The sequence below is a fragment of the Tepidimonas sediminis genome, from assembly GCF_007556605.1.
Classification (GTDB): Bacteria; Pseudomonadota; Gammaproteobacteria; order Burkholderiales; family Burkholderiaceae_C; genus Tepidimonas; species Tepidimonas sediminis.
Genome location: NZ_VJND01000008.1, coordinates 1 through 22818 on the forward strand (window position 1 = coordinate 1; position 22818 = coordinate 22818).

The window sequence follows — 22818 nt, forward strand, 5'->3', positions numbered from 1 at the left end:
AACAGTGGCGCGCCGCACTGGCCAGCGCGCGCACGATGGCGGCCATGCCTTCGGCGACGTTGCCGCGCGCGGCCTGCGCGGTCTCGATGTTGGCATACAGCGCCCGGTAGCGCCCCTGCCGGTTCAGATGCTCCATCAGCGCCAGCAGCGCCGTGGTCTTGCCGGTCTGCCGCGGGGCGTGCAGCACGAAGTAGCGCTGCGCCTCGATCAGCCCCAGGATCTCCTCCAGGTCGATGCGCTCGAGCGGATCGAGCACGTAGTGCAGCTCCGGCCTGCTCGGGCCGGCGGTGTTGAACTGCTTTTCAGGCCCTGTCATGTCCGGCGCCCTCCAGGGCGGTGGCTCGACACCTCGGAACAGAGGAAGGGCAGCGGCAGGATCATGGCAGGCGACGAGAGGACAAGACCAGCGCTGCGCCGGTGCACGGTGAAGCAACGGACTGCGCTACAGTTCCAACAATACCACCGGCGGGCGGCTGTTTGCGCGATCGGCCAGGCGGGACAGGCTCAAGCGGAGTGCGCGATGACCGATAACAAGGGCAGAGATCAACCGACGACACGGAGTGACGCCATGTACACGGCCCCTGCCGCCCGCACCGCCAACGCCTATCTGCGCCAAGCTGCCGCCAGCCGCGTGGCCGCCGCCAGCCCGCACGAGCTGATCGCGATGCTGTTCGACGCCATCGACGAGCAGATCGGGCTGGCCTTGGCCGCGATGGAGGCGCGCCAGACCGAGCAGCGCGGACGGGCGGTGAACAAGGCAATCCGACTGCTCAACGAAGGGCTGCGCGAAGGGCTCGACCTCGAGAAGGGGGGCGAGCTTGCCGAACGGCTGGATGCGCTGTACGAATACTGCAGTGCGCGTCTGGCCGAGGCGCACGCCAAGCGCGATCGCGCCATGTTCGAGGAGGTGCGCCAGCACCTGCGCAGCGTGGCCGACGCCTGGAACCAGATCCGCCCCCAGTGACCCCGGCACGAGGAAGAGGAAGCGCATCATGAGCAACGCCGCCGCCATCGACGTGCTGGATTACTACCGCGCCTTGGAGCAGACCAGCGAGCGCATGCTGCAGGCCGCCGAGGCCGACGACTGGGAGCGCGTGGCCGAGCTGGAGGGCGCCTGCGCGGTGCTGATCGAGCGGCTGCGCGAGGTGGGCGAGCGCGCGCCGCTGAGCCCGGCACAGCGCGCCGAGAAGCACCGCATCATGCTGGCCATCCTGCGCCACGACGCGCGCATCCGCGAGCTGGCCGAGCCGTGGCTGGACGCCTGGGAGGCCACGCCGCCGGGCAGCCGCTCGACGCTGCTGCACTGACGCGGCGCGCGGCTCCGGCCTACACCTGCATGTTCATGACGTCGGTGTAGGCCTGCATCATGCGGTTGCGCACGTGCAGTGCGGCCTGAAAGCCGATCTGGGCCTTCTGCATCGCCACCATCGTCTCTTCGAGGCTGACGCTGCGGTCGCCCATCTGCACGCGGTTCTGCAGCTCGCTGGCGCGGTTTTGCGCCGCGCTCACCTCGCGCAGGGCGTTGCGCAGCGCCTCGCCGAAGCCGGCCTGCGGCACCGCCCGCGGTGCAGCGGCGGCGGGACCAGCCGGGTTGACGGCGGCGCCGGCGGCGGCCTTGGCGGCCAGAGCCTTCTGCGCGGCGCGCAGCGCGGCGGCCTGCGCAGGGCTGAGCGCGGCGCCGGCGGTGGGCAGCAGTCGCAGGTCCATGGCGGCCTCCTGGGGGCGGAGTTGGAGGAAGATCCGCAGCCGGCCCCTGATTCGCAGCAGGGTCGGCGCGGGGCCTGGCGGCAACTGTAGCGGCACGGCCGCAGCCGGCATAAGCGCAAACAGCGCCGCCGCCGCCGGTCTGTTCGCGCTTTAGCACCGGCGGCGCCGAGGCGAATAATCGCGCCCATGGCGACCACCACCCCTGCCCTCAACGATCCGGACCTGCTGCCCGCCGAGACCGGGGCCGCGCCCGCCCCCGCCTCGCCGCTGGTGGCGGGCTGGCAGCGGCTGCCCACGGTGCGCAAGGCGATGCTGGCCGCCGGCGCGCTGGCGGTGCTGGCGCTGCTGGCCGCGGCGTTCTACACGCTCAACAAGCCCGACTATCGCGTCCTCTACGCCAATCTGTCGGACAAGGACGGCGGCGCCATCCTGGCGCAGCTGTCGCAGATGAACGTGCCCTACAAGCACGCCGAAGGCGGGCGCGCGATCCTGGTGCCGGCCGACCGCGTCAACGACGTGCGCATGAAGCTGGCAAGCCAGGGCCTGCCGAAGGGCACGGTCGCCGGCTTCGAGCTGATGGACCAGACCAAGCTCGGCATGACGCAGTTCCAGGAGCGCGTCACTTTCCAGCGCAGCCTGGAGGGGGAGTTGACGCGCACCATCCTGTCGCTGAGCTCGGTGGCCGATGCGCGCGTGCACCTGGCGCTGCCGAACCAGAACGGCTTCTTCCGCGAGCAGCAGAAGCCCTCGGCTAGCGTGGTGGTGACGCTGCACCCCGGGCGCAGCCTGGACCGCACGCAGGTGGCCGGCATCGTGCACCTGGTGGCCAGTTCCGTGCCGGAACTCGACCCCAAGGCGGTCAGCGTCATCGACCAGAACGGCACGCTGCTGTCGCAGCGGCCGGAAGGCGACGGCGGCATCGACTCGCGTCAGCTGGAGTACGTGCGTACGCTGGAGCGCACGTATCAGCAGCGCATCCTGGATCTGCTGGAGCCGGTGGTCGGCCGCGACAACGTGCGCGCCACCGTGACGGCCGACATCGACTTCTCGCAGACCGAATCGACCACCGAGCAGCACCGTCCGAACCAGGGCGGCGAGCCGGCGGCGGTGCGCAGCTCCCAGACCATCGAGGAAAACGCCCCCGGGGCGGCGGGGCCGGCCGGCGTGCCAGGCGCGGCCACCAATGTCGCGCCCGGCGCCACCACCGCGCCGATCAACGGCCCGGGCGCGCCGGTGGGCGTCGTCGGCCAGGGCGCCACGGCCGTGGGCGATGCGCGCAGCCGCCGCGAGCAGGTGGTCAACTACGAGGTCGACAAGACGGTGTCGGTGACGCGCAACGCCACCGGGACGGTGCGGCGCCTGAGCGCGGCGGTGGTCATCAACCACACCACGGTCACCGACAAGAAGGGTGGCACCAGCACCGCGCCGCTGCCGCCGGAGCAGCTGCAGCAGATCCAGGCGCTGGTGCGCGAGGCCATCGGCTTCAACGGCGAGCGCGGCGACTCGGTCAACGTCGTCAACGCGCCGTTCAACCAACCCAAGACCGAACCGGTGCAGGTGCCGTGGTACCGCGACGCGGCGGTGCTGGACACCGCGCGCAGCCTGGCCGCACCGGTGGGGCTGCTGGTGGTGGCGCTGCTGGTGTGGCTGCTGATGGTGCGCCCGGCGCTGAAGATGATGCAGCCGGCACCGGCCGCGGCCGCCGGCGGCGAAGGTGCGGCGGCCGGCGCCCTGCCCGCCCCGGGCAGCCAGCTGGAAGCGCTGGTGGCCGAGGAGGTGGAGCGCCCCGGCCTGCCGCAGCCGGTGCACAATGAGCCCACCCCCGAAGAGCGCCAACTGGAGGACGCGCGCCGGCTGGCGCGTGAAAACCCGGTGGCGGTGGCCAACATCATCAAGGGCTGGATCAGCGGCGAGGGGGTGCCGGCCTGACCGGCCCGCGGCGAGCACGGGTGAACGGCGATGGCGGACAGCGACGACGGACTGCAGGACGCGGCCATCTTCCTCATGTCGCTCGGCGAGGAAGAGGCGGCCGAGGTCTTCAAGCACTTCTCGCCCAAGGAGGTGCAGCGCCTGGGCGAGACGATCGCGCGCATGCGCGCGGTGCCGAAGGAAAAGGTCAACGCGGTCATCGACCGCTTCATCCGTGAGGCGCAGTCGCAGAGCCTGCTGGTGTCGGACACCGACAACTACGTGCGCTCGGTGCTCAAGCGCGCCCTCGGCGAGGACAAGGCGGCGCTGCTGATCGACCGCATCCTGCAGGGCGGCGACGTCTCCGGCATCGAGAGCCTGAAGTGGATGGACCCGCTGTCGGTGGCCGAGCTGCTGCGCAACGAGCACCCGCAGATCCTGGCCGCCATCCTGGTGCATCTGGACCAGGATCATGCGGCCAACATCCTGAAGCACTTCACCGAGCGCACGCGCAACGAGGTGATGCTGCGCATCGCCACGCTGGAGGGCATCCAGCCCACGGCGCTGAAGGACCTCAACGAGGCGCTCTATCAGGTGCTGGCCGGCGGCGACAAGATCCGCAAGAGCTCGCTGGGCGGCGTCAAGACCGCCGCCGAGATCATCAACCTGCTGGGCACGAGCCTGGAGGCCAGCGTCATCGACGCCATCCGCGAGCAGGATCCGGACCTGGCGCAGAAGATCATGGACAAGATGTTCACCTTCGAGGACCTGCTCAAGCTGGACAACAAGGCGCTGCAGATGGTGCTGAAGGAGGTGTCGTCGGACCAGCTGGTGGTGGCGCTCAAGGGCGCCTCGCAGGAGCTGCGCGAGAAGATCCTGTCCAACATGTCCAGCCGCGCCGCCGAGGCGCTGAAGGAGGATCTGGAGTCGCGCGGGCCGGTGCGCCTGTCGGAGGTGGAGGCGCAGCAGAAGGAGATCCTGAAGATCGTGCGCCGGCTGGCCGACGAGGGTCAGATCGTGCTGGGCGGAGGCGGCGAGGATGCGTTCGTCTAACCGCGCCCACCCCTACCAGCGCTTCATCCCGCGCGAGGAGGTGCAGGCCGTGCAGGCCTGGACCTTCGCCCCGGTGGACGAGGCCACCCTGGCCGCGCAGCGCGCCGAGGCCGAGGCGCGCGAGCGCGCGGCGCGGGCCGCCACCGAGCAGCAGCTGCAGGAGGCGCAGGCGCGCGGCTACACCGAGGGCTTCGAGCAGGGGCGCCAGACCGGCGCGCAGGAGATGCGCGAGGCGCTGGAGGCGCCGCTGCGCGAACAGGCCGCCGAGCAGGCGCGCCGGCTGGCCGCCGTGCTGGCCAGCGCCGAGGCCGAACTGGAAAGCCTGCGCGCGCGGGTGGCCGACGAGCTGCTGGCGCTGGCCTGCGACCTGGCGCGTCAGGTGGTGCGCCGCGAGCTGGCGCAGCCGCTGGAGCCGCTGCGCGCGGCGGTGACCGAGGCGCTGGGCGAACTGGGCGAAGAGGCCCAGCCGGCGACGCTGCGCCTGCACCCGGACGACCTGGCGCTGTTGCAGCCGGTGCTGGATGAGCTGCTGGCCGGGCGGCGCGTGCAGCCGGTGGCGGACGAACGCCTGAGCCGCGGCGGCTGCGTGCTGGAGTCGCCGCTCGGGGTGGTGGATGCGACGATCGAGCGGCGCTGGGCACGCGCGCTGGCGACGCTGGGCCGCAGCGAGCCCTGGCAGCCGGCCGCCGCGGGGCAGGAGACTGGCGATGGCTGAGGCCCGAGCCGGCACCGACCGCTGGCTGCACTTCCTGCAGGCGGCGCGTGCGCTGACGCAGCGGCCGCTGCCGCTTGATCGCGGCGGGCGTCTGACGCGCATGGCCGGCCTGGTGCTGGAGGCGCGCGGCCTGGACGTGCCGGTCGGCAGTCAGTGCCTGATCACCCCGCATCCGGACGCGCTGGCGCACGACGGCGGCGAACCGGTGCTGGCGGAGGTGGTGGGCTTTGCCGGCGAACGCGCCTTCCTGATGCCGGCCAGCCACACCGGCGGGTTGGCGCCGGGGGCGATCGTGCGGCCGCTGCCGCCCTACCGGCCGGCGCTGCGCTGGGGGGCCGAGGACGCGGCGCTGGCCGCCCCACCCGACGACCGCGGTGTGCTGCGCCTGCCGCTGGGCGAGGGGTTGCTCGGCCGCGTGGTGGACGCCTACGGCGCGCCGCTGGATGGCCTGGGGCCGCTGCACGCCGTGCAGGCCGAACCGATGCAGCCGCGGCCGATCAACGCGATGCACCGCGCCCCGATCCGCCAGCCGCTGGACACCGGCGTGCGCGCGATCAACGCGTTGCTGACCGTCGGGCGCGGCCAGCGCCTGGGGCTGTTCGCCGGCTCCGGCGTGGGAAAAAGCGTGCTGCTGGGCATGATGGCGCGCTTCACCGCCGCCGAGGTCATCGTCGTCGGCCTCATCGGCGAGCGCGGCCGCGAGGTCAAGGAGTTCATCGAGGACATCCTGGCCGAGCGCGACCGCAGCCGTGCGGTCGTGGTGGCCGCCCCGGCGGATGCGCCGCCGCTGATGCGCCTGCAGGGCGCGCACTACGCCACCGCGATCGCCGAGCACTTCCGCGACCAGGGCCGCCACGTGCTGCTGCTGATGGACTCGCTGACGCGCTACGCGATGGCGCAGCGCGAGATCGCGCTGGCCATCGGCGAGCCGCCCGCCACCAAGGGCTACCCGCCCAGCGCGTTCGCGCGCCTGCCGCAGCTGGTGGAGCGCTCCGGCAACGGGCCGGACGGCGGCGGCTCGATCACCGCGTTCTACACCGTGTTGTCCGAAGGCGACGACCAGCAGGACCCGATCGCCGACGCGGCGCGCGCGATCCTGGACGGCCACATCGTGCTGTCGCGCGCGCTGGCCGACGGCGGCCTGTACCCGGCCATCGACATCGAGGCTTCGGCCTCGCGCGTCATGCACAACGTCGTCAGCGCCGAGCACTGGGCGCTGGCGCGGCGCTTCCGCCAGCTGTGGTCACGCTACCAGAAGAGCCGCGACCTGATCCAGCTCGGCGCCTACGTGCCCGGCAGCGACCCCGACACCGATCTGGCGATCCAGCTGCACCCCGGCATGGTGGCGCTGCTGCAGCAGGACATGCGCGAGGGCGCGCCGTTCGAGGCCAGCGTGCAGCGGCTGGCCGAGCTGCTGGGCGGCGCCGGCAGCGCAGGAGGCCGCGCATGAAACGCCCCGCCGACCTCGGCGCGCTGCTGGAGCTGCGTCAGCGCCAGCGCGATGATGCGCTCAAGGCGCTGGCCCAGGCCCGACGCGAGCGCCAGCTGGCCGAGCAGCAGCTGCAGCAGCTCGACACCTACGCGCGCGAAGCCGAGGCGCGCTGGACCGAGCGCGCGCGCGCCGGCGTCAGCCCCACCCTGCTGGCCACGCACCGCCACTTCATGGCGCGGCTGGAGCACGCCACCCAGCTGCAGCAGCAGACGCTGGCGCAGCAGGCGCAGCGCATCGCCCGCTGCGAGGCACAGCTGCTCGAGGCCGAGCGGGCGCTGGCCACGCTGCGCCGGCTGCAGGAGCGTCGCCAGCAGCAGTGGCAGCAGCACCTGGCGCGCCAGGAACAGAAGGCCAACGACGAGATGGCGCTGCAGCAGCACCGCCGCGTGCATCACCCCACCACGTGAAGGAGGACGCCCGATGAGCACCGTCCACGCATCCGCCGCCCCGGCGCACGCCGCCGCCCAGGGCCACCCCGCGCGCTCGCCGGCCACGGCGGCCGCCGCGGCGCCGGACGACCTGTTCGCCCAGCTGCTCGCCGGGCTGCAGGCCGACGGCGAGCCGACCGCGGCCGTGACGACGCAGGAGCCGGCCACCGACGACGCGGCCACCCCGGAGGATCTCCCTCCGCGCGGGGATCCCGCCGCCGAGCCACCTCCTCTGCTGGCGCTGCTCGGGGTCGTCGCCGGCTCGCCTGCACCGGCGGCCCCCGACGGCAACGGGGCATCCGCCGATCCGGCGGGCCCGGGAGAAGGATCTGGAGCACCCCTTAGCACGGCGGCCACTGCGAACGAGGACGGCGCCGGCCGGGCGCTCTCCCCTGCGGCCGATGCCGTTCAGGCCAATGACGGCGGTGTGGGCCGGGGCGAGGCGACGGCGCCCAGCCCGCGCGCCAAGGCCCGCGACAAGAGCGCCGCCCGCCCCGGCGGCACCGGATCGGCCGCCGCGGCCCTGCAGGCGCCGCGCAGCGAGGCGGCCTGGGCCGCGCTGCAGGAAGCGGCCGGCCATGCCGGCCAAGCGCATGGGCTGCGCGCGCTGGCCAGCGCCGCGCCGGCCGACACCTCCGCCGTGAACCCGGCGCCGGCCGCCCAGGGCGGTGCCACGCCGACGGTGGCAACGGACGCCGGCAGCGGCCAGCCCTCCTCCGGCGGGCAGGCGGGTCAGGCTGCCCTGCCCGCCAACGCCAGCTCCGAGCCCGCGGCCGCGGCGGCGGAAGCGGCCTTGGAGGCGGCCTTCGGCCAGCAGCTGCAGGAGGCCCTTCAGCAGACGCTGGACGGCTTGGGCGCCCAAGTGGCGCTGTGGCAGGCCGGACGCCAGCAGCGCGCCAGCCTCACCTTCGAGGACGGCTGGGACGAGCCGCTGGCGGTCGACCTCAACGTCGAGCAGGGGGTGGCACACCTGAGCTTCCGCACCGACGATGCCACGGCGCGCCAGCTGATCCAGACGCAGGCGCCGCAGGCGCTGGCCGAGGCGCTGGCGCGCGCCGGGCTCGCGCTCGGGCAGGTCGACGTCGGCGCGCGCGGCCAACAGGGCGATGCCCCCGCCGAGCCGCCGCGGCGCGCGCTGCGACTGGCCGCAGGCGTGGGGGCCGGCGTCGGCGGGGCCGCCGCGTCCAGGGCCGGGCAGCCCGCCGCCCGCGGGGTGCTGGATCTGTACGCCTGAGGCCGTCGACACCGCGAAATGGGCCGCCGGCGCACGGCATTTCCGGCTCATGGGGGCAGCCCGGGCCGTGCAGAATGGCGCCGCAGGTTCGCCCAGCCTGCGCGCCGTGCCACAATAGGCCGGCCGCGACCGCCATCCGGAGCCGGCGCGGCGTGCATGGGCAACCACGAGGTGACTGCAGACCATGGCCAAAGCCGAAGCCCCCGCCGCCGGCGCCGAGCCGGCACCGCCGAAGAGCAAGAAGCTGCTCATCATCATCCTTGCGCTGGTCGTGCTGCTGGCCGCCGGCGGCGCGGCCGCCTTCTTCCTGTTGATGGGCAAGTCGCACGAGGACGAGGACGGCGAGGCAGCGCCCGCCAAGGCCGAGAAGGCCAAGCCGAAGAAGAAGGAGGCTGCCACGCCCCCGACCTTCATGCCGCTGGAGGCCGTGGTGGTCAACCTGGCCGACCCCGGCTCGACGCGCTACGCGCAGGTCGGCATCACGCTGCAGGTGGAGGACGCCAAGACCGCCGACGAGGTCAAGAAGTTCATGCCGGCGATCCGCAACGGCATCCTGATGGCCATCTCGCGCCGCACCGCCGAGGAGCTGCTCAGCGCGGAGGGCAAGGAAAAGCTCGCCGCCGAGATCCTGGATCTGGTGCAGAAGACCGCCGGCATGGAGCCCTACAAGGGCTACAGCCCGGTGGAAGCGGTGCTGTTCTCCAGCATCATCGTGCAGTGAAGCCGCGCGGCGGGCCGGCGCCAACCGACGGGACGACACCATGAGCGACGCGTTTCTCTCCCAGGACGAGATCGACGCCCTGCTCGAGGGCGTCACCGGCGAAAGCCAGAAGCTGGCCAAGGAGGAAGTCCAGACCGGCGGCATCCGCCAGTACGACCTGTCGCGGCAGGAGCGCATCGTGCGTGGGCGCATGCCCACGATGGAGGTGATCAACGAGCGCTTCGCCCGCAACCTGCGCGTGGGCCTGTTCAACTTCATCCGCCGCAGCCCCGAGATCTCGGTGGGCCCGGTGCAGGTGCAAAAGTACAGCATGTTCCTGCGCGACCTGGTGGTGCCGACCAACTTCAACATCATGGCGGTGCGGCCGCTGCGCGGCAGCGGACTGGTGGTGTGCGAGCCCACGCTGCTGTTCGGCGTCATCGACAGCCTGTTCGGCGGCACCGGCAAGTTCCACACCCGCATCGAGGGGCGGGATTTCTCCCCCACCGAGCAGCGCGTCATCAACCGCATGGTCGACGTGGTCGCGGAGGAATACAAGAAGGCGTGGAAGGGCATCTACCCGCTGGAGCTGGTGTACCAGCGCTCCGAGATGCAGCCGCAGTTCGCCAACATCGCCACCCCGAGCGAGATCGTCGTTTCCACCAGCTTCACGCTGGAGATCGGCGACATCACCGGCGCGCTGCACATCTGCATCCCGTACTCGACGCTGGAGCCGATCCGCGACCTGCTGTACTCCAACACGCAGGGCGACTCGATGGAGGTCGACCGGCGCTGGGTCAAGCTGCTGAGCCAGGAAATCCAGGCCGCCGAGGTCGAGCTGGTGGCCGAACTCGCCACCGCCGACGCCACGGTGGAGCAGCTGCTGGCGATGAAGCCGGGCGACTTCATCGAACTGGAACGCCAGCGCATCATCCAGGCCAAGGTGGACGGCGTGCCGGTGCTGGAGTGCGAGTACGGCACCCACAACGGCAAGTACGCGCTGAAGGTGGTGCGCACGCTGCGCAGCTCCGACGCGACCTGGCACGCCCACGGAGGGATGAACTATGACAAGTGACGCCAACGAGCCGGCCGCCGCGCCGGTGGACGAGCAGGCCCTGGCCGACGAGTGGGCGCAGGCGCTGCAGGAGCAGGCCGGCGCCACGGCAGGCCGGACCGACGACCCGTTTGCCGGGGCGCCCAGCTTCGACGGCGCGCCGCCGGCCCCGGCGGCCAACAACGACATCAGCATGGTGCTGGACATCCCGGTAACGCTGTCGGTGGAGCTGGGCCGCACCAAGGTGCCGATCAAGTACATCCTGCAGCTGGCGCAGGGCTCCATCGTCGAGCTCGACGCGCTGGCCGGTGAGCCGATGGACGTGCTGGTCAACGGCTACCTGATCGCACAGGGCGAGGTGGTGGTGGTCAACGAGAAGTTCGGCATCCGCCTCACCGACATCGTCACGCCCTCGGAGCGGTTGCGCCGCCTGAGCAAGCACTGAGGACCGGGGCGGACGCGCACGATGGCGACGCAGTGGACCGCCTGGCTGCCGGCGCTGGGGCTGCTGGCCGCGCTGGCACTGCTGGCCTGGGGCGTGCAGTGGCTGCGCCGGCGCCAGCTGGCCACGGGCGGCGGTGCCGGCGCGGCGCTGCGCGTGACGGCGCAGCTGATGGTGGGGCCCCAGCAGCGGGTGGTGGTGGTGGAGCTGGACGGGCCGGGCGGTGCGGTGCAGCTGACGCTCGGGGTGACGCCCCAGCACGTACGCACCCTGCACGTGGCGCCGCTGGGACGCACGGCCGCCGCGCCGACGCCAGCCACCCCACGCTACGCGGAGGTGGCGCGCGCGCTGGCCGATGCCGGGACGCGAAGGGAGCCCAGGGCATGAGCACGGTGGCCGCGCGCCTAAGCCGTATGCTGCTGCCGCTGGCCCTGATGCTGGCGGCGCCGCTGGCGGCGGCCCAGGGCACCCCGCCCGGGCAGCTGCCGCTCGTCATCGCCCAGGGGCCGCAGGGCACCAGCTACTCGGTGCCGGTTCAGACGCTGCTCTTCTTCACCGCGCTGTCGTTCCTGCCGGCGGTGCTGCTGATGATGACGGCCTTCACCCGCGTCATCATCGTGCTGTCGCTGCTGCGCCAGGCGCTGGGCACGCAGGCCTCGCCGCCCAACCAGGTGCTCATCGGCCTGTCGCTGTTCCTGACGCTGTTCATCATGGGCCCGACACTGGATCGCGTCTATGAGGATGCGTACAAGCCCTACAGCGAGGGGCGCGCCAGCTTCGAGCAGGCGCTGGCCGCCGCCGAGGCACCGATGCGCACCTTCATGAAGGCGCAGACGCGGCAGGCCGACTTCCAGCTGTTCGCCAACCTGGCCAAGCTGCCGCCGGGCACCACGGTGGACGAGGCGCCGCTGCGGGTGCTGGTGCCGGCCTTCGTCATCAGCGAGCTCAAGACGGCGTTCCAGATCGGCTTCATGGTCTTCATCCCGTTCCTGGTCATCGACATGATCGTGGCCAGCGTGCTGATGTCGCTGGGCATGATGATGCTCTCGCCGGTGCTGGTGGCGCTGCCGTTCAAGCTGATGCTGTTCGTGCTGGCCGACGGCTGGAACCTTCTGATCGGCTCGCTGGCCGCGAGCTTCCTGCCGGCATAGCGGCGCGGTGCCCACCCCATGGATCCTCAGGCCGTCCTCACGCTGGCGCAGCAGGCGATGTTCACGCTGCTGGCAGTGGCTGCACCGGTGCTCGGCGCGGTGCTGCTGGTGGGCCTGCTGGTCAGCCTGTTCCAGGCGCTGACGCAGATCAACGAGGCCACGCTGTCCTTCGTGCCCAAGCTGATCGCGGCGGTGGCGGTGCTGGTGCTGGTGGGGCCGTGGATGCTGACGACGCTGGTGGAGTTCATCCGCCGCGTGCTGCTGGCGCTGCCGAGCTACGCGGTCTGACCCCGGCCCGTCCGTGGCGCGCGCACCATGATCACCTTCACCGAGGCGCAGCTGATGGGGTGGCTGACGCCGCTGTTCTGGCCGTTCCTGCGCATCCTGGGCGTGCTGGCCGCCGCGCCGGTGTTTTCGGCGCGCTCGGTGCCGATGCGCACGCGCATCGGGCTGGCGCTGGTCCTTGCGGTGTGCCTGCATCCGGCGCTGCCCGAGCCGCCGGCGCTGCCGCTCGACGACCCTGGAGCCTTGGGCGCGGTGGTGCAGCAGCTGGCCATCGGGCTGTCGATCGGCCTGGCCGCGCGCATCGTCTTCGCCGCGGTGGAGATGGCCGGCGAGATCATCGGGCTGCAGATGGGGCTGAACTTCGCCGGCTTCTTCGACCCCGCCACGGGAGGGCAGGCCAGCACCGTCGGGCGCTTCTACGGCAACGCGGTGATGCTGCTGTTCATCGTGCTCAACGGTCACCTGCTGCTGATCGAGGCGCTGGCGGCCAGCTTCACGACACTGCCGGTGGGCGATGCCACCTGGGCGGCGCTGCGCCGCATGCCGCTGCACGAGCTCGGGGGCCTGGTGTTCGGCTACGGCCTGTGGATCGCGCTGCCGCTGGTGGTGCTGCTGCTGTTCGTCAACGTGGTGCTGGGCATCATCTCGCGCATCGCGCCGCAGATGAACGTGTTCGCGATCGGCTTTCCCCTGACGCTGTCGGTGGGGCTGCTGGGGATCGCGGCCACCCTGCCGCTGCTGACCGAGCCGGTGCGGCTGCTGATGCAGCGGCTGGCCGCCCTTTACGGCGTGGGCTGAAGCGGCCGCTGCGGCGCGCGGCCTAGACCAGCTTGTTGCGGATCGCGTAGACGGTCAGCTCCGCGTTGTTCGACAGCCCCAGCTTTTCCAGCACGCGCGCGCGGTAGACGCTGACGGTCTTCGGGCTGATCATCAGCGCCTCGGCGATCTGCGACAGCTTCTTGCCGGAGGCGATGAGCCTGAGTGTCTGCAGCTCGCGCTCCGACAGCGCGTCGTGCGGCTCGCCGCCCTCGGGCGCCTGCAGGTGGTTGGCCAGCAGCTCGGCGATCTCGGGCGTGATGTACTTGCGCCCCTGCGCCACCGAGCGCACCGCGGCGATGAGGGCCTGCGGGTCGCCGCCCTTGTTGAGATAGCCCATCGCACCGGCGCGCAGGCAGCGGATCGCGTACTGGTCCTCGGGGTACATGCTGACGATGATGGTGCGCACCGGGCTGCCCTCGTCGTGCAGCACCGACAGGATCTCCAGCCCGCTGCGGCCCGGCAGATCGACGTCCAGCAGCAGCACGTCGGGCTGCTCGCGTCGCAGCGCCTCGCGCAGCTCCGGGTAGCTGCCGGCTTCGGCCACGACGCGGATGTCGGTGGCCTCCTGCAGCGTGTCGCGAATGCCGCGGCGCACCACGGCATGGTCGTCGCACAGCACCACACGGATCATCGGCTCAGTCCTCCTCGACGGCGGTCTGCTGGCGCGCCGCCTCGCTCAGCGGAATGGACAGGATCAGGGTCATGCCCTGCCCCGGCGCGGTGACCACGTCGAGCCAGCCGCCGACCGACTGCGCGCGCTCGCGCAGGCCGAGCAGCCCGAACGAGCGCTCCTTGCGCAGCTCCTCGGGCGCGGCGCCGCGGCCGTCGTCGGCCACCTCGATCGTCAGATGGTCCTCCAGGTCGCTGACCTCCACCCGCACGCGCCGCGCCTGCGCGTGCTTGAGCACATTGGTCAGTGCCTCCTGCACGGTGCGGTAGGCCGCCATCTCCACGCGCGCCGGCAGCGCCGTGGCGGTGCGCAGCGCGCCGTGCAGCGTCACCTCCAGCCCGGTGCGCTCGGCAAAGGTACGCGTCAGCCACTGCAGCGCCGCCATCAGCCCCTGGTCCAGCACCGCCGGGCGCAGGTTGCGCATGATGCGCTGGCTGGCGCCCAGCGCCTGCTCGGTCATCGTCAGCGCCGAGGCCACGTGCGCCAGCGCCTCGGCGTCGGCGAGGCGGCGCTGCAGCCACGCCAGGTCGAGCTTGACCGCCGCCAGCGCGCCGCCGATGTCGTCGTGGATCTCGCGCGCGATGTCGGCACGCTCCCGGTCGATGCTGGTCTGCAGGTGCTCGGTCAGCTCCAGCAGGCTCTGGCGTGACTGCGCCAGCGCCCGCGCGGCCTCGGCCTCGCGGCGGCGCGTGGCGTGCAGCTCCAGCGCGCGCTGCAGCACGTGCGGCAGCCGCCCGAGGTGCTGCTTGTCGACGTAGTCGCTCACGCCGCGCACCATGGCGTCGGCCACCGTCGCCTCGCCGATGGCGCCGGAGACGAGGATGAACGGCAGATCCAGACCCTGCGCGCGCATCCACGTCCAGGCCTCCAGCCCGGAAAAACCCGCCAGGTGGTAGTCGGCCAGCACCGCGTCGACCCGCGCCGGCCCGGTCAGGGCCTCCCGGAACCCCTCCAGCGTGTCCACCAGCTGCACCTCGGCCTCCAGCTCGGCGCGGCGCAGCGCGCGCACCACCAGGCCGTGGTCCACGGGGTTGTCCTCCAGATGCACGAGGCGCAGCGCGGGGTCGGAAGGGGCATCCACGGTGACGTCGGTGCGCAATCAGGGTTGTCGGCCATGCAGGCCGGCTCAGGGAGCCAGTATATTTAGGAACCGGACACTCGAAGCGGGCCCGCCGGCCCCTCATCACCATGGCCGCTTCGCAACCGACCCCACCGTCCCCGCAGCGCCGCCGCTGGCCGCGCGAGGAGGTCACCGTGATCGAGCCGCGTCCGCCGGCGCCGCCGGAGGACGAGCCGACCGTGCCGGTGCGGCTGGCCGCGGTGGCCGATCTGCAGGATTCGCTGCTGGTGGCGATGAACGACCTCAAGCGGCTGGAGGGCCTGCTGGACCACGCCACCAGCAACCTGCTGGACCGGCTCAACCGTGCCGTCGCCGCCGCTGACGAGCTGCCGGCCGACGTGGCGCCGGCCACCGTGGCCGAGCTGCGCGAGTCGGTGCGCATGGCGCTGCTGGAGCTGCAGTTCCACGACATGTCCACTCAGCTGCTGGTGCACGTGGGCAAGGTGCTGCGCGGCTGCGCCTACATGCTGGCCGAGCAGGTCATGGAGCCCGAGGAGGACGAGGTCGGCATGGTGGTCACGCACCTGCCTCAAAATCCCAACCCGGTCACGCAAGGCGAGATGGACGCCGGATCCATCGAACTGTTCTGAAGTCCGCCCTACAAGGTCTGCCCATGCACACGATCCTGGCCGTCGACGACTCCGCGTCCATGCGCAAGATGGTTTCCTTCACTTTGGTCGGCGCGGGGTTCCAGGTGGTGGAGGCGGTCGACGGCGTCGACGCCTTCGAGAAGGCGCAGAAACAGCGCTTCGACCTCGTCCTCACCGACCAGAACATGCCGCGGCTGGACGGCATCGGGCTGGTGCGCAAGCTGCGCGAGCAGCCCGCCTACGCCCACACGCCGATCCTGATCCTGACCACCGAGTCCAGCGACCAGATGAAGCAGGCAGGACGTGCCGCCGGTGCCACCGGCTGGCTGGTCAAGCCGTTCGACCCCAACCGGCTCATCGAGGTCATCCGCAAGGTGATCCGCTGATCGTCCCACCCTCACGCCCGGCAGCAAGACCATGGCTGACACCGCCACCGACGGCTTCGACCTGACCCAGTTCTATCAGATCTTCTTCGAGGAGGCCGGCGAGAACCTCGAGCAGATGGAGCAGCTGCTGCTCAACCTCGACGTGGAGACGGTCGACGACGAGACGCTCAACGCGATCTTCCGCTGCGCGCACTCGATCAAGGGCGGCGCGGCCACGTTCGGCTTCGAGGACGTGGCCGAGCTGACCCACCAGATGGAATCGCTGCTGGACAAGCTGCGCCGCCACGAGCTCAAGGCCACCGTGCCGATGGTGGACGTGCTGCTGGAATCGAGCGATGCGCTCAAGGGCCTGCTGGCGCGCCACCAGGGGCTGGGCGGCGAGCCGCCCGAGACCGCGGGCCTGGTGGCGCGCATCCGGGCGCTGGCCAGCGGCCAGGCGGAACCCTCCCCGGCGCCGCCCCCCGCTCCGGCTCCGGCTCCGGCACCGACACCGGCACCGCTGGGCGCAGGCGGCATGCCCGCTGCAAGCCCGCCGGGCGCACCGCGGCGCCTGCGTGCGGTCATCGGCCCGCTGGACCGGCTGGAACTGGCCGACCCGATCAAGGACCTGTTCCGCGACATCGCCGGCCTAGGCAGCATCACCGGCGAGCGCACCGAGGGCCAGCTGCGCATCTACGAAATCGACACCACCAGCAGCGACGACGAGCTGCTCGACCTGTTCTCGTTCCACGTCGCGCGCGAGCAGATCCGGCTGGAGCCGCTCGATGGCGCGGCGGCTCCGGCGGCAGCCGCCCCCGCGATGGCGACGCCGAACGAGACGCCGGAGCACAGCCGCGACGTCATCGAGGAGGGTTACGGCCTGTTCGCCGGCGCGCCCGGCAGCCCGGTGGCGGCCACGCGGCCGGACGCCAGCGGTGCCCCTGCCCCGGCCCCCGACGAGGTGCACGGTTATGGCCTGTTCCCGGGCGCACCGGGCAACCCGGTGACGCCGTCGGAGCACGCCGCCGCGCTGCAGGCCGAGGCGCAGGCGCTGGCCACCGCGCAGCAGCAGGGTCAGCCAGCCTCCGCCGCCGCCAGTGCCGACGCCCGCGCGCGCGAGGCGGCCAAGCAGGCGCGCCAGGCCGCCAACGCGCAGCTGGAGACCACCACGCTGCGCGTCTCGGTCAGCAAGATCGACCAGCTGATCAACCAGGTCGGCGAGCTCGTCATCACGCAGGCGATGCTGGCGCAGTACAGCCGCGACCTCGACGCCACGCTGCACCAGCAGCTGCTGGCGGGCCTGGCGGATCTGGAGCGCAACACCCGGGATCTGCAGGAATCGGTGATGTCGATCCGCATGATCCCGATGTCGGTCGTCTTCAGCCGTTTCCCGCGCATGCTGCGCGATCTGGCCACCAAGCTCGGCAAGAAGGTCGAGCTGGTCACGCACGGCGAAGCCACCGAACTCGACAAGGGCCTGATCGAGAAGATCACCGATCCGCTGACGCACCTGGTGCGCAACAGCTGCGACCACGGCATCGAGCCGCCCGCCGAACGCATCGCCAAGGGCAAGCCGGAGGTGGGCACGATCACGCTGTCGGCGGCGCACCAGGGCGGCTCGATCCTGATCGAGGTGCGCGACGACGGCCGCGGCCTGTCGCGCGAGAAGCTGCTGCGCAAGGCGCGCGAGAAGGGCATCCCCTGCTCCGACGACATGAGCGACCAGGAGGTCTGGCAGCTGATCTTCGCGCCGGGCTTTTCCACCGCCGAGGTGGTCACCGACGTGTCGGGTCGCGGCGTCGGCATGGACGTCGTCAAGAAGAACATCGCCGCGCTGGGCGGCACGGTGGAGATCGACTCGGCCGAGGGCTACGGCATGAGCGTCAAGGTGCGCCTGCCGCTGACGCTGGCCATCATGGACGGCATGACCGTGCGCGTGGCCGACGAGGTCTACATCCTGCCGCTGTCGTCGGTGGTCGAGTCGTTCCAGGTCGAATCCACCAGCATCAACACCGTGGCGCAAAGCGCCCAGCTGGTCAAGGTGCGCGACGAGTACATGCCGGTCATCGCGCTGGACGAGCTGTTCCAGGTGCCGCGCAAGACCAGCGACGGGGCCAACGGCATCATGGTCGTGATCGAGTCCGACGGGGCGCGCGTGGCGCTGATGGTCGACGAGCTGCTCGGCCAGCAGCAGGTGGTCATCAAGAACCTGGAGGCCAATTACCGCAAGGTGCCCAACGTCTCCGGCGCCACCATCCTGGGCGACGGCAGCGTCTCGCTGATCCTGGACACCTCGGCCCTGGTGCGGCGCGTGCGCACATGAAGCCGGAGGCCGCCGCCCAGCTGCAGGCGCGCGAATTCGCGTGGACGCCGGCGGACTTCGAGCGCATCCGCCAGCTGATCTACCGTCACGCCGGCATCAGCCTGCACGAGGGCAAGCAGGCCATGGTCTACAGCCGCGTCTCGCGCCGCCTGCGCGAGACCGGCCACGACAGCTTCCGCGCCTACCTCGACTGGCTGGAAAGCAGCGGCGACGCGCAGGAGTGGCAGGAGTTCGTCAACGCGCTGACCACCAACCTGACCTCGTTCTTCCGCGAGAACCACCACTTCGTCGAGCTGGCGCGGCTGGCGCGCGAGCAGCCGGGCCTGGACTGGAAGATCTGGTGCGCCGCCGCCTCCACCGGCGAGGAGCCGTATTCGATCGCCATCACGATGGCCGATGTCCTCGGCGTGGGCGGGCGCTTCCGCATCTGGGCCAGCGACATCGACACGCGCGTGCTGCAGACCGCGCAGCGCGGCGTCTACAAGCTCGAGCAGCTCAAGCCCCTGACGCCCGAGCAGCTGCGCCGCTATTTCCTGCGCGGCAAGGGCGCCAACGAGGGGCTGGCGCGCGTCAAGCCCGAGCTGCAGCGACATCTGCAGTTCTTCACGCTCAACCTGGTCGACGAGCACTGGCCGCTGCAGGAGACATTCGACGCCGTCTTCTGCCGCAACGTGATGATCTATTTCGATCACGCCACGCAGCGGCGCGTGCTGGCGCGCATCCACCGCGTGCTCAAGCCCCACGGCACGCTGTTCGTCGGCCATGCCGAGAACTTCTCCGACGCGCGCGACCTGTTCCGCCTGCGCGGCAAGACCATCTACGAAAGACTATGACGTCGTCGGTGCACTCCCCCGCGCACGTGCAGGTGCTCAAGTCCCGTCCGCGCAAGCCGGGCGAGGCCTCGTTCTTCTTCTACGACCAGCACTTCCGCTACGCCGCCGCCAAGGTGCTGCCGGGCGAGTACTACGTCACGGACGAGGACATTCTCATCATGACGGTGCTGGGCTCGTGCATCGCGGCCTGCATCTGGGATTCGCGGCTGCGCATCGGCGGCATGAACCACTTCATGCTGCCCGAGGGCGGCGCCGACACCTCCGGGCGCTACGGTTCCTACGCCATGGAGCTGCTGATCAACGAGCTGATCAAGCGCGGCTCCACGCGCGAGTACATGCAGGCCAAGGTGTTCGGCGGCGGCGCCGTGATCGCCGGCATGACGTCGATGAACGTCGGCGAGCGCAACACGCTGTTCGTGCTGGACTACCTGGCCACCGAGCGCATCCCGGTGGTGTCCAAGGACGTCATGGACATCTACCCGCGCAAGGTGGTGTTCTTCCCCGTCACCGGCAAGGCCATGGTCAAGCGCCTGGCGCACGCCCACCCCGACGTGCTGGAGCAGCAGGAGCGTCAGGGCACCGCCACGCGGCTGGCGCAGGCGCGCGCCGGCGGCACGGTGGATCTGTTCTGAAACTGCGCTATCCTCCCCGCCATGCCGAAGATCAAGGTGGTCGTGGTCGACGACTCGGCGCTGGTGCGCAGCCTGCTGGCCGAGATCATCAACAGGCAGCCGGACATGGAGTGCGTCGGCACCGCCGCCGACCCGCTGCAGGCGCGCGAGATCATCCGCGAGCGCAACCCGGACGTCATCACGCTCGACGTCGAGATGCCGAAGATGGACGGGCTGGAGTTCCTGGCGCGCCTGATGCGGCTGCGCCCCACCCCGGTGGTCATGGTCTCGACGCTGACCGAGCAGGGCGCGGAGACGACGCTCAAGGCCCTGGAGCTGGGCGCGGTGGACTTCGTCGCCAAGCCCCGCATCGGCGTCACCGCCGGGCTGCAGGAACTCGCGGACGACATCGTCGAGAAGATCCGCATCGCCGCCAAGGCGCACGTGCGCCGGCTGGTCAGTCCACCGCCGGCGGCGCCCACCGTGGCAGCCGCCCATGCGGGCACCGCCCTGACCGCCCCGCTGCCCCCCGCCGCCAGCCCGGCGCCGATCCGCCTGTCCACCGAGAAGGTGATCTGCATCGGCGCTTCCACCGGCGGCACCGAGGCGATCAAGGAGATCCTGATGGAGCTGCCGGCCGACGCACCGGCGGTGGTCATCACCCAGCACATGCCGCCCGGCTTCACCGCCAGCTTCGCCGCGCGGCTCGACAGCCTGTGCCGCATCCGCGTCGCCGAGGCGCGCGATGGCGAGCGCATCCTGCCCGGCCACGCCTACATCGCCCCCGGCGGCAAGCAGTTCTCGATCGCGCGCAGCGGCGCCAACTACGTCGCCGTGGTCGACGACTCGCCGCCGGTCAACCGCCACAAGCCGTCGGTGGAGGTGCTGTTCCGCTCGTGCGCGCGCGTGCTCGGCCCCAACGCCATCGGCGTGATGCTGACCGGCATGGGTGGCGACGGCGCGCAGGCGATGAAGGAGATGCGCGACGCCGGCGCCTACAACATCGCGCAGGACGAAGCCAGCTGCGTCGTCTTCGGCATGCCGAAGATGGCCATCCAAGCCGGCGCGGTGCACGCCGTGCTGCCGCTCAAGCAGATCGCGCGCGCCATCATGGAGCGAGTGGCGGCCGCCGGCGTGCGCCACCGCATCTGAGCCCGCCGCTCCACCACAGGCGAGGGCGCTTCAGACCAGCCGGTCGATGCGCGGGCCCGGCTTGGCATCGCGACCGGCACCGTCCGCCGCCACGCCATAGGACTGCTGCGGCTCACCCGGCGGCAGGCTGGCCAGCGGACGGGCGTTGAGGCGCTGGTGCAGCTCCTCCAGCTTCTGCGCGCGCTCGGCCGCCGCCTTGCGCGCCTCCTCGCCGATCACCATGTCGACCGCCGTGCGGCTGGCCTTCCAGAGGTTGGGCAGCAACTCCTTGATCTGCGTATCCAGCGCCTCCAGCGCCGGGTTCTTCACGGGCGGGTAGCCTTCGTCCTGGGCGTCGGACCGCTGCGCCGGCTCGCTGCGCTGCGCCTCCCCGCGAGCCTGGGCACGGCGCTCCTCGGCGCGGCGGCCGGCGTCCTCGGCGCGCGCGCGCTCCGCGCGGTCCTGCTGAGCCTGCTGCGCAGCGGCCTGGGCCTGCTCGCGCGGCCCCGGCTCCGGCCGCCCCTGCGCCGGCGGCAGGCCGGCGCGCTCCGGCGCGGCGGCGTTGACCTGCGGATCGGGTCGCTGGGTCTCCTGCGCAGGGGCCACGGGCGCCAGCGGCGGCGTCGCGGCCGCCTGCACCCGCCCCGCCTCGCCCTGCGGGGTGACCTGCGCCGGTGCGGCGGCGTCGCGGGCCACCGCGTTGCCGGGCCGTACCGGCGTGACCGGCTGCGCACGCACGACCGGCGTCGCCTGCGGCGACGGTGCTACGGCGATCGATGAGATGGTCAACATGGCGCATTCCTCGGCTTGACGAGCCCATCCGCAGGACCCACGCCCCGCGGTCCTCCCTGTTATCGGCCGGCTTGAGCCGGACTTTAGGGCCTTGTGGCACGTTTTTCAACCTCACGCTGGCCGTACAATCGTCGCCATGCTTCCGGCGCGGGCGCCGAGATCTTCGGCCGCGCCCCTTCCCCATCGCAAGGATTCCGCATGGCAACCCCGCTCCCGCTGCACGACCGCGACGGCAAGATCTGGATGGACGGCGAACTCGTCGACTGGCGCGACGCCAAGGTGCACGTGCTGACGCACACGTTGCACTACGGCTGCGGCGCCTTCGAGGGCGTGCGCGCCTACAGGACCGAGCGCGGCACGGCGATCTTCCGCCTGCAGGAGCACACCGAGCGCCTGTTCAACAGCGCCAAGATCCTGCGCATGCAGATCCCGTTCAGCATGGAGGAGGTCAACGAGGCGCAGCGCGCCGTCATCCGCGCCAACGGGCTGGAAAGCGGCTACATCCGTCCGCTGACCTGGATCGGGTCGGAAAAGCTCGGCGTCAGCCCCAAGGGCAACCGCGTGCACCTGATGGTGGCGGCCTGGGCCTGGGGCGCCTACCTCGGCGAAGAGGGCATGAAGCGCGGCATCCGCGTCAAGACCTCCAGCTACACGCGCCACCACGTCAACATCACGATGACGCAGGCCAAGACGGTGTCCAACTACACCAACTCCATCCTGGCCAACATGGAGGCCACCGACGACGGCTACGACGAGGCGCTGCTGCTCGACCCGGCCGGCTTCGTCTCCGAAGGCGCCGGCGAAAACCTCTTCATCGTCAAGGGCGGCGTCATCTACACGCCGGACCTGTCGGCCGGCGCGCTCAACGGCATCACGCGCAACACCGTGCTGCACATCGCCAAGGACCTGGGCCTGGAGGTGGTGCAGAAGCGCATCACGCGCGACGAGGTCTACATCGCCGATGAGGCCTTCTTCACCGGCACCGCCGCCGAGGTCACGCCGATCCGCGAACTCGACCGCATCCAGATCGGCGCCGGCCAGCGCGGCCCGATCACCGAGCGCATCCAGAGCGCCTTCTTCGACATCGTCAACGGCCGCAACCCGAAGTACGCGCACTGGCTTACGCCGGTGTGAAGTTCTTTTTCAGCCTGGTCACCATGAGCGCCACCGCCACACACGCCCCCGCGATCGTCGAGCTTACCGCCAGCGACCTCAATGCCCATGGCGGCATCCACTGCCCTCACCCCAAGGCCGGCATGGAGCTGTGGAACAGCCACCCGCGCGTCTTCCTCGACGTCGCCAAGACCGGGGAGGCGCAGTGTCCTTATTGCGGGACGGTGTATCGGCTGCGTGAGACCGCGGGCGCTTCGGGATGGAGCCATTGAGCCGCCGCGG

General features: G+C 71.4%; 28 protein-coding genes. 23 read left to right on the forward strand and 5 right to left on the reverse strand.

The genetic code is table 11. The features are described 5' to 3' along the window. A partial coding sequence (locus tag Tsedi_RS07220) for an AAA-like domain-containing protein (RefSeq protein ID WP_221934206.1) occupies positions 1-316 on the reverse strand: 316 nt, incomplete at its 3' end. A gap of 252 nt (positions 317-568) precedes the next feature. Here Tsedi_RS07220 and fliS point away from each other — a divergent pair. Together fliS and Tsedi_RS07230 are read left to right on the forward strand one after the other, a co-directional pair. Continuing rightward, positions 569-964, forward strand: coding sequence for a flagellar export chaperone FliS (fliS, locus tag Tsedi_RS07225; protein ID WP_185970603.1), 396 nt, complete (start codon positions 569-571; stop codon positions 962-964). A gap of 28 nt (positions 965-992) precedes the next feature. Continuing rightward, positions 993-1307 (forward strand): flagellar protein FliT, encoded by a 315-nt coding sequence (locus tag Tsedi_RS07230; RefSeq protein ID WP_143895137.1) that lies wholly within the window; start codon positions 993-995, stop codon positions 1305-1307. Between the two features lie 19 nt (positions 1308-1326). On the opposite strand, the gene fliE is transcribed toward Tsedi_RS07230, so the two are convergent. Continuing rightward, positions 1327-1707: a flagellar hook-basal body complex protein FliE gene (gene fliE, locus Tsedi_RS07235; protein WP_143895139.1), complete on the reverse strand. Its 381-nt coding sequence runs from the start codon at positions 1705-1707 to the stop codon at positions 1327-1329. 186 nt (positions 1708-1893) lie between these two features. On the opposite strand from fliE, the gene fliF reads away from it, so the two are divergent. From fliF to fliR, 13 genes are all read left to right on the forward strand, one after another. Further along, positions 1894-3636, forward strand: a complete 1743-nt coding sequence (gene fliF, locus Tsedi_RS07240) for a flagellar basal-body MS-ring/collar protein FliF (RefSeq protein WP_143895141.1) — start codon at positions 1894-1896, stop codon at positions 3634-3636. 30 nt (positions 3637-3666) lie between these two features. Then, positions 3667-4668: a flagellar motor switch protein FliG gene (gene fliG / locus Tsedi_RS07245; protein ID WP_143895143.1), complete on the forward strand. Its 1002-nt coding sequence runs from the start codon at positions 3667-3669 to the stop codon at positions 4666-4668. Beyond that, positions 4655-5383 carry a FliH/SctL family protein gene (locus Tsedi_RS07250; protein ID WP_143895145.1) on the forward strand — a complete coding sequence of 243 codons (729 nt, stop codon included), beginning with the start codon at positions 4655-4657 and terminating at the stop codon, positions 5381-5383. The genes fliG and Tsedi_RS07250 overlap by 14 nt, the downstream gene beginning before the upstream one ends. Beyond that, positions 5376-6833, forward strand: a complete 1458-nt coding sequence (fliI, locus tag Tsedi_RS07255; RefSeq protein WP_143895147.1) for a flagellar protein export ATPase FliI — start codon at positions 5376-5378, stop codon at positions 6831-6833. The genes Tsedi_RS07250 and fliI overlap by 8 nt, the downstream gene beginning before the upstream one ends. Then, entirely contained in the window at positions 6830-7282 is a 453-nt protein-coding gene (gene fliJ / locus Tsedi_RS07260; RefSeq protein WP_143895149.1) for a flagellar export protein FliJ, read from the forward strand. Before fliI ends, fliJ begins: the two co-directional genes overlap by 4 nt. Positions 7283-7295: 13 nt before the next feature. After that, positions 7296-8537, forward strand: a complete 1242-nt coding sequence (locus tag Tsedi_RS07265; RefSeq protein WP_143895151.1) for a flagellar hook-length control protein FliK — start codon at positions 7296-7298, stop codon at positions 8535-8537. A gap of 184 nt (positions 8538-8721) precedes the next feature. Then, the gene (locus Tsedi_RS07270) at positions 8722-9258 is read left to right on the forward strand and encodes a flagellar basal body-associated FliL family protein (protein ID WP_143895153.1); all 537 of its coding nucleotides are present in this window, start codon (positions 8722-8724) and stop codon (positions 9256-9258) included. Between the two features lie 40 nt (positions 9259-9298). After that, entirely contained in the window at positions 9299-10312 is a 1014-nt protein-coding gene (gene fliM / locus Tsedi_RS07275) for a flagellar motor switch protein FliM (RefSeq protein WP_143895155.1), read from the forward strand. Then, entirely contained in the window at positions 10302-10736 is a 435-nt protein-coding gene (fliN, locus tag Tsedi_RS07280; RefSeq protein ID WP_143895157.1) for a flagellar motor switch protein FliN, read from the forward strand. Before fliM ends, fliN begins: the two co-directional genes overlap by 11 nt. Before the next feature lie 21 nt (positions 10737-10757). After that, positions 10758-11120: a flagellar biosynthetic protein FliO gene (locus Tsedi_RS07285; RefSeq protein WP_143895159.1), complete on the forward strand. Its 363-nt coding sequence runs from the start codon at positions 10758-10760 to the stop codon at positions 11118-11120. Then, the gene (gene fliP, locus Tsedi_RS07290; protein WP_185970604.1) at positions 11117-11884 is read left to right on the forward strand and encodes a flagellar type III secretion system pore protein FliP; all 768 of its coding nucleotides are present in this window, start codon (positions 11117-11119) and stop codon (positions 11882-11884) included. Before Tsedi_RS07285 ends, fliP begins: the two co-directional genes overlap by 4 nt. 18 nt (positions 11885-11902) lie before the next feature. Then, positions 11903-12172: a flagellar biosynthesis protein FliQ gene (gene fliQ, locus Tsedi_RS07295; protein ID WP_143895162.1), complete on the forward strand. Its 270-nt coding sequence runs from the start codon at positions 11903-11905 to the stop codon at positions 12170-12172. Between the two features lie 27 nt (positions 12173-12199). Then, positions 12200-12967: a flagellar biosynthetic protein FliR gene (fliR, locus tag Tsedi_RS07300; protein ID WP_143895164.1), complete on the forward strand. Its 768-nt coding sequence runs from the start codon at positions 12200-12202 to the stop codon at positions 12965-12967. A gap of 22 nt (positions 12968-12989) precedes the next feature. On the opposite strand, the gene Tsedi_RS07305 is transcribed toward fliR, so the two are convergent. Both Tsedi_RS07305 and Tsedi_RS07310 read right to left on the reverse strand, forming a co-directional pair. Continuing rightward, positions 12990-13619 (reverse strand): response regulator, encoded by a 630-nt coding sequence (locus Tsedi_RS07305; RefSeq protein ID WP_143895166.1) that lies wholly within the window; start codon positions 13617-13619, stop codon positions 12990-12992. A gap of 4 nt (positions 13620-13623) precedes the next feature. After that, positions 13624-14739, reverse strand: coding sequence for a hybrid sensor histidine kinase/response regulator (locus Tsedi_RS07310; protein WP_185970605.1), 1116 nt, complete (start codon positions 14737-14739; stop codon positions 13624-13626). Between the two features lie 107 nt (positions 14740-14846). On the opposite strand from Tsedi_RS07310, the gene Tsedi_RS07315 reads away from it, so the two are divergent. The 6 genes from Tsedi_RS07315 to Tsedi_RS07340 are packed head-to-tail and all read left to right on the forward strand — an operon-like array spanning position 14847 to position 20652. Further along, positions 14847-15368, forward strand: a complete 522-nt coding sequence (locus Tsedi_RS07315) for a hypothetical protein (protein ID WP_342781096.1) — start codon at positions 14847-14849, stop codon at positions 15366-15368. 23 nt (positions 15369-15391) lie between these two features. Continuing rightward, complete coding sequence (locus tag Tsedi_RS07320; RefSeq protein WP_143895170.1) at positions 15392-15754, forward strand: response regulator; 363 nt, start codon at positions 15392-15394, stop codon at positions 15752-15754. 31 nt (positions 15755-15785) lie between these two features. Further along, complete coding sequence (locus tag Tsedi_RS07325; RefSeq protein ID WP_143895172.1) at positions 15786-18056, forward strand: chemotaxis protein CheW; 2271 nt, start codon at positions 15786-15788, stop codon at positions 18054-18056. Further along, a complete protein-coding gene (locus Tsedi_RS07330; RefSeq protein WP_143895174.1) occupies positions 18053-18889 on the forward strand; it encodes a CheR family methyltransferase in 837 nt (278 codons plus the stop codon). The genes Tsedi_RS07325 and Tsedi_RS07330 overlap by 4 nt, the downstream gene beginning before the upstream one ends. Next, positions 18886-19521 carry a chemoreceptor glutamine deamidase CheD gene (gene cheD, locus Tsedi_RS07335; RefSeq protein WP_143895176.1) on the forward strand — a complete coding sequence of 212 codons (636 nt, stop codon included), beginning with the start codon at positions 18886-18888 and terminating at the stop codon, positions 19519-19521. The genes Tsedi_RS07330 and cheD overlap by 4 nt, the downstream gene beginning before the upstream one ends. Before the next feature lie 21 nt (positions 19522-19542). Next, positions 19543-20652: a protein-glutamate methylesterase/protein-glutamine glutaminase gene (locus tag Tsedi_RS07340; RefSeq protein WP_143895178.1), complete on the forward strand. Its 1110-nt coding sequence runs from the start codon at positions 19543-19545 to the stop codon at positions 20650-20652. Positions 20653-20682: 30 nt separating this feature from the next. Here Tsedi_RS07340 and Tsedi_RS07345 read toward each other — a convergent pair whose 3' ends face one another. After that, positions 20683-21423, reverse strand: coding sequence for a hypothetical protein (locus tag Tsedi_RS07345; RefSeq protein ID WP_143895180.1), 741 nt, complete (start codon positions 21421-21423; stop codon positions 20683-20685). Positions 21424-21621: 198 nt separating this feature from the next. On the opposite strand from Tsedi_RS07345, the gene Tsedi_RS07350 reads away from it, so the two are divergent. Continuing rightward, on the forward strand, positions 21622-22557 hold the full coding sequence (locus Tsedi_RS07350; RefSeq protein ID WP_143895182.1) for a branched-chain amino acid transaminase: 936 nt from the start codon (positions 21622-21624) through the stop codon (positions 22555-22557). A 23-nt stretch (positions 22558-22580) separates the two neighbouring features. Next, positions 22581-22808 (forward strand): zinc-finger domain-containing protein, encoded by a 228-nt coding sequence (locus tag Tsedi_RS07355; RefSeq protein ID WP_143895184.1) that lies wholly within the window; start codon positions 22581-22583, stop codon positions 22806-22808. The last annotated feature ends 10 nt before the right edge of the window (positions 22809-22818 follow it).

Excerpts from the sequence above, each read along its gene's own strand:
- fliR (WP_143895164.1), top strand. The coding sequence starts at position 12,200 with ATGATCACCTTCACCGAGGCGCAGCTGATGGGGTGGCTGACGCCGCTG.
- fliI (WP_143895147.1), top strand. The coding sequence starts at position 5,376 with ATGGCTGAGGCCCGAGCCGGCACCGACCGCTGGCTGCACTTCCTGCAG.
- cheD (WP_143895176.1), top strand. The coding sequence starts at position 18,886 with ATGACGTCGTCGGTGCACTCCCCCGCGCACGTGCAGGTGCTCAAGTCC.
- Tsedi_RS07250 (WP_143895145.1), top strand. The coding sequence starts at position 4,655 with ATGCGTTCGTCTAACCGCGCCCACCCCTACCAGCGCTTCATCCCGCGC.
- fliG (WP_143895143.1), top strand. The coding sequence starts at position 3,667 with ATGGCGGACAGCGACGACGGACTGCAGGACGCGGCCATCTTCCTCATG.
- Tsedi_RS07350 (WP_143895182.1), top strand. The coding sequence starts at position 21,622 with ATGGCAACCCCGCTCCCGCTGCACGACCGCGACGGCAAGATCTGGATG.
- Tsedi_RS07340 (WP_143895178.1), top strand. The coding sequence starts at position 19,543 with ATGCCGAAGATCAAGGTGGTCGTGGTCGACGACTCGGCGCTGGTGCGC.
- Tsedi_RS07320 (WP_143895170.1), top strand. The coding sequence starts at position 15,392 with ATGCACACGATCCTGGCCGTCGACGACTCCGCGTCCATGCGCAAGATG.
- Tsedi_RS07305 (WP_143895166.1), bottom strand. The coding sequence starts at position 13,619 with ATGATCCGTGTGGTGCTGTGCGACGACCATGCCGTGGTGCGCCGCGGC.
- fliE (WP_143895139.1), bottom strand. The coding sequence starts at position 1,707 with ATGGACCTGCGACTGCTGCCCACCGCCGGCGCCGCGCTCAGCCCTGCG.
- fliP (WP_185970604.1), top strand. The coding sequence starts at position 11,117 with ATGAGCACGGTGGCCGCGCGCCTAAGCCGTATGCTGCTGCCGCTGGCC.
- Tsedi_RS07270 (WP_143895153.1), top strand. The coding sequence starts at position 8,722 with ATGGCCAAAGCCGAAGCCCCCGCCGCCGGCGCCGAGCCGGCACCGCCG.
- Tsedi_RS07345 (WP_143895180.1), bottom strand. The coding sequence starts at position 21,423 with ATGTTGACCATCTCATCGATCGCCGTAGCACCGTCGCCGCAGGCGACG.
- Tsedi_RS07315 (WP_342781096.1), top strand. The coding sequence starts at position 14,847 with ATGGCCGCTTCGCAACCGACCCCACCGTCCCCGCAGCGCCGCCGCTGG.
- Tsedi_RS07325 (WP_143895172.1), top strand. The coding sequence starts at position 15,786 with ATGGCTGACACCGCCACCGACGGCTTCGACCTGACCCAGTTCTATCAG.
- Tsedi_RS07265 (WP_143895151.1), top strand. The coding sequence starts at position 7,296 with ATGAGCACCGTCCACGCATCCGCCGCCCCGGCGCACGCCGCCGCCCAG.
- Tsedi_RS07230 (WP_143895137.1), top strand. The coding sequence starts at position 993 with ATGAGCAACGCCGCCGCCATCGACGTGCTGGATTACTACCGCGCCTTG.
- Tsedi_RS07355 (WP_143895184.1), top strand. The coding sequence starts at position 22,581 with ATGAGCGCCACCGCCACACACGCCCCCGCGATCGTCGAGCTTACCGCC.
- Tsedi_RS07285 (WP_143895159.1), top strand. The coding sequence starts at position 10,758 with ATGGCGACGCAGTGGACCGCCTGGCTGCCGGCGCTGGGGCTGCTGGCC.
- fliN (WP_143895157.1), top strand. The coding sequence starts at position 10,302 with ATGACAAGTGACGCCAACGAGCCGGCCGCCGCGCCGGTGGACGAGCAG.
- fliM (WP_143895155.1), top strand. The coding sequence starts at position 9,299 with ATGAGCGACGCGTTTCTCTCCCAGGACGAGATCGACGCCCTGCTCGAG.
- fliJ (WP_143895149.1), top strand. The coding sequence starts at position 6,830 with ATGAAACGCCCCGCCGACCTCGGCGCGCTGCTGGAGCTGCGTCAGCGC.
- fliS (WP_185970603.1), top strand. The coding sequence starts at position 569 with ATGTACACGGCCCCTGCCGCCCGCACCGCCAACGCCTATCTGCGCCAA.
- fliQ (WP_143895162.1), top strand. The coding sequence starts at position 11,903 with ATGGATCCTCAGGCCGTCCTCACGCTGGCGCAGCAGGCGATGTTCACG.
- fliF (WP_143895141.1), top strand. The coding sequence starts at position 1,894 with ATGGCGACCACCACCCCTGCCCTCAACGATCCGGACCTGCTGCCCGCC.
- Tsedi_RS07330 (WP_143895174.1), top strand. The coding sequence starts at position 18,053 with ATGAAGCCGGAGGCCGCCGCCCAGCTGCAGGCGCGCGAATTCGCGTGG.